General features: G+C 49.5%; 5 protein-coding genes. All 5 read right to left on the bottom strand.

Translation table 11 applies throughout. The features are described 5' to 3' along the window. Positions 1-174: 174 nt before the first annotated feature. Positions 175-3807, bottom strand: a complete 3633-nt coding sequence (locus KVH01_RS22455) for a transporter substrate-binding domain-containing protein (protein ID WP_217882954.1) — start codon at positions 3805-3807, stop codon at positions 175-177. An 11-nt stretch (positions 3808-3818) separates the two neighbouring features. Next, the gene (locus KVH01_RS22450) at positions 3819-4445 is read right to left on the bottom strand and encodes a response regulator transcription factor (protein WP_217882953.1); all 627 of its coding nucleotides are present in this window, start codon (positions 4443-4445) and stop codon (positions 3819-3821) included. 639 nt (positions 4446-5084) lie between these two features. Next, a complete protein-coding gene (locus KVH01_RS22445) occupies positions 5085-5966 on the bottom strand; it encodes a Pvc16 family protein (RefSeq protein ID WP_217882952.1) in 882 nt (293 codons plus the stop codon). A gap of 62 nt (positions 5967-6028) precedes the next feature. Beyond that, positions 6029-8215, bottom strand: a complete 2187-nt coding sequence (locus KVH01_RS22440) for an ATP-binding protein (RefSeq protein WP_217882951.1) — start codon at positions 8213-8215, stop codon at positions 6029-6031. After that, positions 8200-9966, bottom strand: coding sequence for a contractile injection system tape measure protein (locus KVH01_RS22435; protein WP_217882950.1), 1767 nt, complete (start codon positions 9964-9966; stop codon positions 8200-8202). Before KVH01_RS22435 ends, KVH01_RS22440 begins: the two co-directional genes overlap by 16 nt. Positions 9967-10061 lie beyond the last annotated feature (95 nt).

Raw genomic sequence — 10061 nt, 5'->3', positions numbered from 1 at the left:
GCCATCCTACCGCGACCCGTCAAACTCCACGACTATCAAGAAACTCAAATCGGTCTAACGTTAAGAATTCCTCGCAGCGTTACGTGACAGCTGTAATCGCTAGTGAAGGGATCTTTTAGTATCACACACAACTCGCTAATCACGATGGGGCCGTTATGCCAACGCAGGCTAACACTAAAAATTCAAAAGTGCATTATTTAGTTCGTGCATTGTCTGTTTCAAGGCGACAACTTCAAGACCAAGCGCGTCTATATCTTGCCGTTCGCAAGCACTTTCAACCGCCTCACAACATTCAATTAGGCTTTGCATATTTATCACCTGTGCACCGCCTTTAACTCGATGCGCTAAATCGGCGATGGCAGTTATTTCACGGGAATGATCTAACTTGGTCAAAAGTTGCAGATCTTCAATGTTACTGTCCCGTAAATGACTGAGCAAAGCCTTCACACCAGCTTTGTCACCGCGCGCAAGCTCAATAATATTACTCACATCAATAGGCTTGCTGTTTCGCTCGGACATACTGCCAAGTGCCAAGTTTCCTGTTTCCTCAAGTGCATGCAGACGCGCAATACCCACACGAGCGCTGAGATCGTTAAGCCGTACCGGCTTGAACATGCAATCATCCATTCCAGCATCCAAACAGCGTTGCCGCTCTTCTGGACGAGCATTGGCAGTGAAGCCTAAAATGAGACACCTTTTAGTTTTCTTACCGCCCTCCTCCGAGCGAATAATACGAGTGAGTTCTCCGCCACAGATAAAAGGCATATTGATATCAGTAATCACTGCCTCATAGTTTCCGTTGCGCCAAGCTTCCAATCCCTTCGCCCCATCTTCAGCGGTCACTACTTTATGTCCTAGATACTCTAGTTGTTGAGCCAATAGCAGTCTATTGGCAGGATAGTCGTCAACAACCAAAATATTGAGTGCCTTACTCAACTGAACGGGAACTGTTTGTTCAGTGTCAGCCGCGGATAGAGGCTTGAGAATAGGCAGCCGCAAATTAACACTGGCTTGAGTACCTTCCCCAAGCATACTCGAGAGGACTAACGTGCCGTCCATCATTTCGCATAAGCTTCTGCTGATAGCGAGCCCGAGCCCCGAACCGTTACGAGCATTTTGATTATTGTTGCTAGCCTGAGAAAAAGGACTAAACAACTTAAGTTGGTCTTCTGCGCTTATACCTATTCCACTGTCCTTAACCTCTATTAACAATGACAACGATTCGTTGAACGTATCAAGCACTTTGATCTCAAGTGAAACCTCGCCCGACGATGTAAACTTAATAGCGTTACTTAGAAGGTTGGACAAAATTTGCTTAATCCGGAGCGAATCGCCCCAGACGTCACGCTCAGCCGCTTGATCAAAGTAGAACCTTAATCGAAGACCCTTTTGTCGAGCCCCGCCCTCAAACATGCGCACTACTGATTCAACTATTTTGCGCAATCCCATACGCGAGGGGCTTAGCGATAAACGGCCTGACTCAATCCTGGCAATATCAAGAATATCTCCAACTAAATTTTGTAATTCACGTGCGGCCCCCGCAGCCACTTCAAGCGAAAACAGATCGGTTGACCGTTTTTCGTTGCCTTTCAACATCATTTCTAACATACCAATTACAGCGTTCATCGGGGTTCGAATTTCATGGCTCATAATCGCCAGAAAAGTGGTCTTAGCCCTGTTGGCCATCTCAGCATCTTCTTTAGCTTCATGAAGCTCTTCCAAGAGCCGTAGTCGCTCTCCAATATCCAACCATCCGCAAATGATACCAGCCACCGCTCCCCTTTCATCGTGGTAGGGCAGTACCCAATGATAGACTTTCAAAACCTTACCAGAAGCGAATGTTAATACCCGATCTTGAGACACAGCTATTCCGCGACTCAGTGCATTAACATAGACATCGTGAAGTAGTCGGACTGATGTAACATCCAGCGGTGTTTCTGTGAGCAGTTTGCCGACTACCTGCTCTCGCTTAAGCCCGATTGTTTCTAAATAAGCATTGTTGCAGATCAACAGACGACCCTTTCGATCACGCACGTAAATTGGATGAGGTGTACCATTAACTACCAAACGCATGAAAACCATTTGTTCATGCAAAGCGCGCTCGGCCTGTCGCCGCTTACGCACCTGACGCACCAAGTACCCCACCCAAAATAACGCAGTCACCAATATTGCTAGGCCGATACTCAAAAATTCGATGATGTCATGACGGTGTCTCGTCCAATAACTGTCATCAATCGCAAAATCGCCCTGCCAGCGCCCTGTTAAATCATCCATTTCCTTAGGCGGAATGCTCAAAAGCGCTTTATTTAAGATGGAGTACAACAGAGGGGAACCTGCAGGGGTGGCAAATGCGACCTGCATCCAAAGCTGATCAAGTGACCCAATCACTTGCAAACTATCTGGATAGGATCTTTTTATTTCATAACGTATAGCATGTAGAGGGCCAATTGCAGCATCGACCGCGCCCGTATTGAGCAATATTAACATTTCAGAAATGCTATTAACCTCAACGAGATTAACTTTCGGATATTTCTCCGAAACAAACTCACAGACCGCTGAATCACGTATTGTCGCTAACTTCTTACCCTCCAAGTGCTCGAGAGTACTTATCGAATCCCCATCCATTCGATTAACCAGCACTACAGGCTCAATCAAATACGGGCGTGTAAAATCCAAAACTTTTTCACGCGATTGACTTTTAGGCAATGCTGCCAAAAAATCGATATTACTATCCTTTATTAGCGGCAGTATTTCATAAAAACTTTCCTGATAGACAGGTTCGAACTTAACGCCCATTAATATGCTGAGCCGATTCAAAACATCGGCTGACACTCCCCGAAACCGCCCTTTGCCGTCCACGAAAGATACAGGAATATCATTTATCGAAATACCGACTTTCAAGCGCGGGTGTTGTCGCAACCAGGCACGCTCTTCAATGGTCAAACTGTGATTGAAAAAAAACTGACTTGAAAGACTGTCACCGCCAGCGCTCCATCGACGCAATATATTTAAACGCTCAGAAAGCGGAATGGCCATGATTGCCGAATTTATCACCGCTAACAACTTATGTTGCTCTTTACGTAACAAAAATGAAAAGTGCTGATGATCGATTATCGGGATTTGCAATATCTGCAAATCATTTAAATAATTCTTGTTAATTAAATAATTCGCCCGAATCGCTTCCCCTAAATAGGCGTCAGCTCTGCCAAAGACTACAGCACCGATGGCGGATTGCGCTGAAGGGTAGATTTGGAAATTGGCCTGCGGGTATGTAGATTTGAATATATCTGGGCGCCAATATCGTCCAACTACTGCAATACGTTTTTTAGCGAGGTTCGTAGCACTTAATTTATCGGGGTCCTCGCGACTAACGAGTACTTGCCTGTCATCCGAATATGGTTTTGACAACGCAAATCCATCCACAGCATCTTCAGAACGAGCCATGGCCAGAAAATCTACTAGACCTTCTTTTAATGCTTTACGGGCCATATCCCGAGTATCATAACGATGTACCTGAACGTCTATCTTTAAGAGTTGACTGAGCAGTCCAACATAGTCCGCCACTACCCCTTCATAATCATGAGTAGCGAGCCCCAGCTCAAAAGGCGGTGCGATATCCTCCACCGACACGCCAAGCACTAAGCTTTTTTTGGCTCTAAGCCACTCCCTATCAGCCTCAGTCAAGTTAAGATGATATCCGTCAACCGCAGAACGTCCGAGTAAGTTCAAACGCTGCACGTCTTCCTGGGCAAACGCTTGCAACGACAGCGCTAAAAATGCCCCTACAATAATGCACGCTTTGCCCATAAATGACGCCATCAGATTATTGAGTTTCGCTTTGCAAATTCCGCCAAAGCCACTTGTGATGTTACATTTAATTTGTCCAACAACCGTTTTTTATGAGCGCTGATTGTCTTATTGCTAAGCAACATTCTATTGCCGATTTCCAAATTGCTCATTCCGCGCGCCAGATGCTGTAAAACTGCAAGCTCGCGAGCTGAAAGCCGACTAATTAGATGCTCATCGGACGCATCCTGATCGGCACGATTAACAGAGTCATGTTCAAGCACGGGAAAGACACTATATCCTGACATCACGGTAGCGAGTGCCTTACGCAACTCATTCAATTCATCAACTTTAGATATATACCCAGCGGCGCCCGCCAGGCGGCAGCGATTTGCGTAAAGCGTTGTAGGCTGAGAAGTCAATACCAGTATCTTAGTTCGTAGTTTAAGTTTTTTGATTCGACGAATGACTTCCAGTCCGTCAAGCTTCGGGATTGCTATATCTAATACTACGAGGTCGGGCTCATGCTGCTTTATAAGTTGCAGTGCGTCGACGCCATTATTAGCCTCGCCAACCACATCGAAATTTTCTTGACCTAAGATCATTACAACGATAGCCCGCATAAAGGGGTGATCGTCTACTACTAAAACCTTATGCATATTTACTCCTTAGCACGAAGGGCACGTACTTAACAAAAAAAATCACGCATAAGCTGATTCCCAGAGGTGGTCCTTGCAGAAATTGGGACAACATGAGGATAGTACCTCCCGATAAAAACACCAGTGAAGAGGGGGTCGATACTCAATTTTTCAACGACAGTGTCAGCTGTGCGGAAATCCCGATTAGGCTATCAACAAGAGAGATGTTCATTAGCTCGAAATTTCGGCCGACAGACGAGAAATTTCTTTCAGTGATACGATTCACCGCACAAAATTTTCAGAAAAACGCTGATTTTATAAAGATTGCGGCTTGACGGAATAGGTCGTCCAATGACGATGCTGAAAATCCTCTGTGTACCATGAAGCCTCGCAGAATGATGGCGATATAGTGCCACGGCAACTTTTATCGATGCTCCGCCATTGGTATATTTCCATCGATACTCGTTCTATGCGGCTATAGAGACGCGGCACTCTGGGCCTGCATGTCATTTTCATTCTTTGGCTTGGCTACTGCCTGTATAAATGAGTTTGACCCAGGGACACTATACTCATGCCAATTTGTTCACCTCATTGCCCCAACTGTAGTTGACGTCGATGATCTGCTAGTACGATTGCAAGCATCGCCGCATTCGGGCTGGTTTACATTCCTTCACCCACTTCTTTTGTGGTTTGCTTAAGTTCGGAAATATCAAATGTTGTCGTAACGTTATTAAGTGACATGTCAAACAGCTGGGCAAGCTGCTGCGCATTCATCTTCTTATGTACCGACGGTGCTACCGTGCCCACCAAACTCACATTAAGCTGGTCCTTTCCTATGTCGCTCTCTCTTTTTTCGAATTGAAAGTTCATATTTAAATTGTGGATCTGCGCGCGTACAAGCGAAGTGGTGGGTGCCAAATGCTTGAGCAGTACAGCTTTCAATTCGTGCAGTAGAACATCGTCGGACAATCGATCTTGCCCCTCCGCCTCGGTGAGCAGACTTAAATGCGAAATAGCCGGAGCGTTCGGCTTCCCAAGAGCCAAACCAACCGGTACCGTAACGGTCAAATTCAAGCACAGTCGCGGCTTATCACCCAACGAATGCCAAAAAGTTCCCAGACTTGACAACTTTTCAGTAGGCTCAATCACACGCGTGAGTACTGGTCCCTCTTCAGAGTCTTGGTTAAAAATCAATTCTAAATTTAATAGTGCATTGAGCACCTGGTTCATCACGATCATCGTTTGGCTACGCGGCCCCGATGCTTGTGCCGTTGGATCCCAATAGGTCAATAAATAGCAGCACCTTACAGGTGTATATTGCCTGATCGTGGATCGCGTCATACTTGGCTGGCTCTGTCGCAGCTTCATATCCTCTTGAACATCGTAAAGAAAAACACACAACGTCGGCGCCTCAGGCGGTTGATCTTTATTAGGCATATCAAATCGAATGTACTCACTATTAACATTAACGTATTTCCTTAAAACCTCATAGATTTGTTCATTCAAACGTAGAATACGATCATCACTTTCTTGCAATCCCATCATTATTCCTCGAATAAAAAATACAGTTTATTTGAATATTCTTGCGTCTCGCTATAGATCGCCTAATGACCTTGGCGGCTATTCGTTTCAGCCGCCCCTATCAAGCGTCCAGTCTTGTCTAACTCCCGTCGCATCGCCCGCTCAATATCAGCTTTCCCGACGGGCCGTCGCGCTTGCGCTGCCAGCCAACTTGCCAGCAGCGCGACATTACGTATACCAGCTCCTGTTAGCTCGGCGCGATCAGCCAATTGGGTCCAATCGATATCCGCGTCTCGATCAAGCTCAGCTGGCCAAATCTGCTCCCACATTTTGGCTCGCAACGCCGCGTCTGGTTTATCGAAACGTGTCATAAAAGTTAGTCGACGGGTAAACGCGCTGTCGAGATGACCACGATTGTTGGTCGACAACACCACCAAACCCGGATAATGCTCCAGTCGCTGCAGCAGATACGAAACTTGGACGTTGGCGTGGCGGTCTTGCGCATTCTTCACTTCGCTACGGCGCCCAAACAGGGCGTCTGCTTCATCGAATAGCAGCACTCCGGTGTCAGCTTGGGCCAGGTCGAAAATCTTTGATAGATTCTTCTCTGTTTCACCGATGTACTTATTCACTACGGTCGATAGATCCACACGAATCAGATCCAATCCGAGTTCATACGCCAGCGCCTCTGCCGCCATTGACTTGCCAGTACCCGACTCCCCGTAGAAAAGCGCGCTGATTCCCACCCCATAAGCCACTTTTTTCGCAAATCCCTTTCCGAGAACGTCATCGCGATAACTGATGGCGGCGAGTATTTCGTCAAGCTGTTCACGCAAACCCGTGCTGATCACAATGTCTGAAAGACCACGACGAGGTTCCAGGCGTTGAGCGAGCGGGCCGAACTGCTGTTGGGCTCTAGCGCGTAGGGCCTGGTAGATATCATCGCCTTCCACCGTTGCATTGGGGACACGCTGCTGTGCGTACCAATGCGCTTCGTGCATCGCGAAATTCAGCGTATCCAGATTGACGTGGATACGTTTCAGCAGATGGGTTAAGCCTTCAGGCGGCTCGTCGTTAGCGTGCTCTAGCAACAACGCGCCAATCGCGGCGATTTCGTCTCCAGGAGCTTGCGCCGGCAACGCCATCTTCAATCGCGGCAACTCACGTAGACCAGGTCCGTTTGCATCGGTTGGCAGCGACACCACCACAGGTTGTCCATGGGTACGTAATCGCATATCAAGTGCATGCAGTAGGTTGGGATATGTTTGTTCAAACACACCAAAGTTTCTCAACACCAGCATGCTTGCGCTTAACCGGGTGATCTGCAACGCTTCCAAGATCACGGGCCACGCATCATGCGCCTCATCGGGCAGCGCTGCTAAGTCCAACAATAATGCCCGACTTTTTTCCCCGGCAGCGATATGAGCCAAGACCTTATCGCGATCCTCCGCCCCCTCCAGTAACACTAGTGGCGTGACGGTTTCAACAAGTGGGTAACAGAATTGCTGCAACCGCGCACCAAAGTGCTTCCATTCATCAGAGAGTTCCAGCATATTGGGCGAGGTGGGTTCCAGCCAATGGCCGACATCCAGCATCGCTTGAGATAACGGCACGATACCGGTACTCAAGTAGGCGACAACCGCGTTCGAGGTGCGCATGTACGTGGCATCTTCACGGTTCGAGGTTCGCCCGGAGCGTTCCGACAGATGCATTAGCCCACCACAGCGCAAGGGCTGGTCTGCGGCAATCAAGTGCAGACGGCGCTGTTCACGTTCTTCCTGCGCGCCAAATAACAACAAGATAAGGTCTATATGGGGCCACACGGCCTGCTCGTCGCCCTGCAGAAAAGCGAGCAGCGGACCGTAGCGCGGCTCCAAAGCGGGCATCATTCCCAGCACGAGCGCAAGAATGTCAAAGTTCACCAAGCTAAACCGTTTCGCCACACCTGCCAACAACCCAGTTAACGGGGGTAACTCCTCAACAAGGTCAACGGCCTCCGCTCGCATATCCAGCCATAGTGGACGCCCGGTCGGAATACGCAAGCCATCAACTTCCAACTCTTCGGCGGGCATCATAATCGACTCCATATCGAAACGGTCTTCACCTCGTGCCTGCTGCAGAGCCAGGTATCGTTGAACAGCCACATCCACGGCCTCGAGCCAAGGCGCCAGCATGTCGATCGGCGTACTATTTTCACGTGCAGATGTTCCGGCGTTTTCATGCAGGACATCGTCTGTCGAAGATGTATGTAGGTTCATATAGTCAGCCAATTTATGGTTATTACCTGAGGCAACCATGGCAGCGTCAGGTGCGAGAGCGGCCAGGGACAATCTCGCAATAGAATGTCCTGCGCTTGTGCATCGATCGTCAGGTGCGCTGGCGACTCACCCGCCTCCAACTGGCCTGAACGTTGTAGAAATAAGGCGCGGATGGCTGGGGCATCAAAGCCGTCCAACGCTGGGACCTGTATGAGTACCTCTAATAGCCATTCATCCAGTTGGGCTTGTGTATCGCCATCTACCGACTCCCATACGCTGGGATGGTTTATGTCTTGTGAAGTAAGCAATCCACACCAATAGCAAAACTCCTCTAAACGCCAAGGTGCCAGTGCTCCATCCCCCCATACCAGGGCGTCCAACACCATCACCGCCCGACGCTGCGCGTGGTCGTCAATAAATTCCGACTCTTTGATCAGAGAGAGTGCTTCGAAAAGTCCGGTCAGCAGCGGCCAAAGCAAAACGATGCCCACACCATGGAAGACCAGCCCTACCTCTTCATCGATCTCAGGGAAAACCGACGTCGACCGTCTGCGCAATTCATGCAGTTGCGTAGCAGCTGATGCCGCCGCGTCCACTTGTTCCGAGCTCGGCGGCTGAATGCGTGCCGGTGCAACAAGTGACTCGCCTGTTCGCGTCGTCTTCGGGACGTCATAGACCGCTGCCTGCAACAAAGAGCGTAAGCGCTGAGCATCAGAATGTTGCGGGCGCGCCAAGGGTGCCCACTGCCTCAGTAGTAGCTGCAGCGCTAATCGCGTCGTCTCGGCCAACGGCGGCGTCAGCAGCATCGACCGGCCCAATACACTTAGCGGGCCGTCTGCGGTGCCCTCCCTCAGCGTTGGTGAACTCAATTGGTTGCCCCATCGCTCAGATACATCGGTCCGAAGCCCTATATGTGCAGCTCTAGTTATCATGCTGCCGATTTGCAAAGATCCCTCGGGGAGCAGACTAGAAGCTCCATGCATGGAGCTTGCCGGCCACCCCAACTGGCGAAGCCGCTCACGCAAAACCTGACCTGTCGTCGTGTCGTACCGCAACGTAAACGCTGCGGCTAGCGGCAACCACTGTGCGGCCTGGCTCTCGGACAAGGAGGCGACGGTGGCCGTCGGCACCGCAGTCAGCAACCATCGACTCAGGCGTGCCAATACTGATTGGTTAAACGTGGCCGCCATGCGCCCGCTGCCCATGAAACCAATGCAACGCCATGCTAGTTCAATACGCCCCTGCCACGCTATGCCACAGGACTCCCAGGCGTCGAGTTGTGTGTGCATCCAGGCGTTGGGGTTGCCTGGTGGAAGCCATGCTCGCAGCGAACGGAGTCTGCCGGTATCCAAATAATTGAGCAGAAGCTTCAAGCCATCATCTGGCGTCTGATCCATTTGCCTGGCCATCAGGTTTAGAGCACTTGGCGTTGCCTCGGCAACACTGACGTTAGCGCGTTTCAATGATGTCGCAGTATCGTCCTTTATCAAGCTGGCATGCAGTGCCAGTTCCCGTGCCAGCGCCGCAATTGCGCGCTTACTGAGCTCCCGTTCGAACCGGTCCGCATATATGTCGCCAAGATCGAGCCGCAGTGTATCAAGCACCAACGCACCAGGAGCCTGCTGTTCAATCTGACCGAGGCATCGGTCTAGTTGACTGCGGAAATCGCGATAAAACCATTCACTACATCGCTGCTGTAAAGGCTGTGCTTGTGAACGCTGTGTACGCAAGATAATGCGCAAACGCGTTATATTCACGGCCATCCGAAGGCACTTGCAAATAATAAGTTCACGTTTTGTTCTCCTGCGCATAAGAAACGTTTTTTTATCGGCTCAAAATTTCGAACGAGCCTTTATTG

The organism is Pseudomonas khavaziana (assembly GCF_019145205.1).
Classification (GTDB): Bacteria; Pseudomonadota; Gammaproteobacteria; order Pseudomonadales; family Pseudomonadaceae; genus Aquipseudomonas; species Aquipseudomonas khavaziana.
Note: the sequence above shows the minus strand (reverse complement) of the source record. Positions and strands in the feature narration are given on the sequence as shown.

Coding starts and splice junctions, on each gene's coding strand:
- KVH01_RS22450 (WP_217882953.1), bottom strand. CDS start 4,445: ATGCATAAGGTTTTAGTAGTAGACGATCACCCCTTTATGCGGGCTATC.
- KVH01_RS22455 (WP_217882954.1), bottom strand. CDS start 3,807: ATGGGCAAAGCGTGCATTATTGTAGGGGCATTTTTAGCGCTGTCGTTG.
- KVH01_RS22435 (WP_217882950.1), bottom strand. CDS start 9,966: ATGGCCGTGAATATAACGCGTTTGCGCATTATCTTGCGTACACAGCGT.
- KVH01_RS22445 (WP_217882952.1), bottom strand. CDS start 5,966: ATGGGATTGCAAGAAAGTGATGATCGTATTCTACGTTTGAATGAACAA.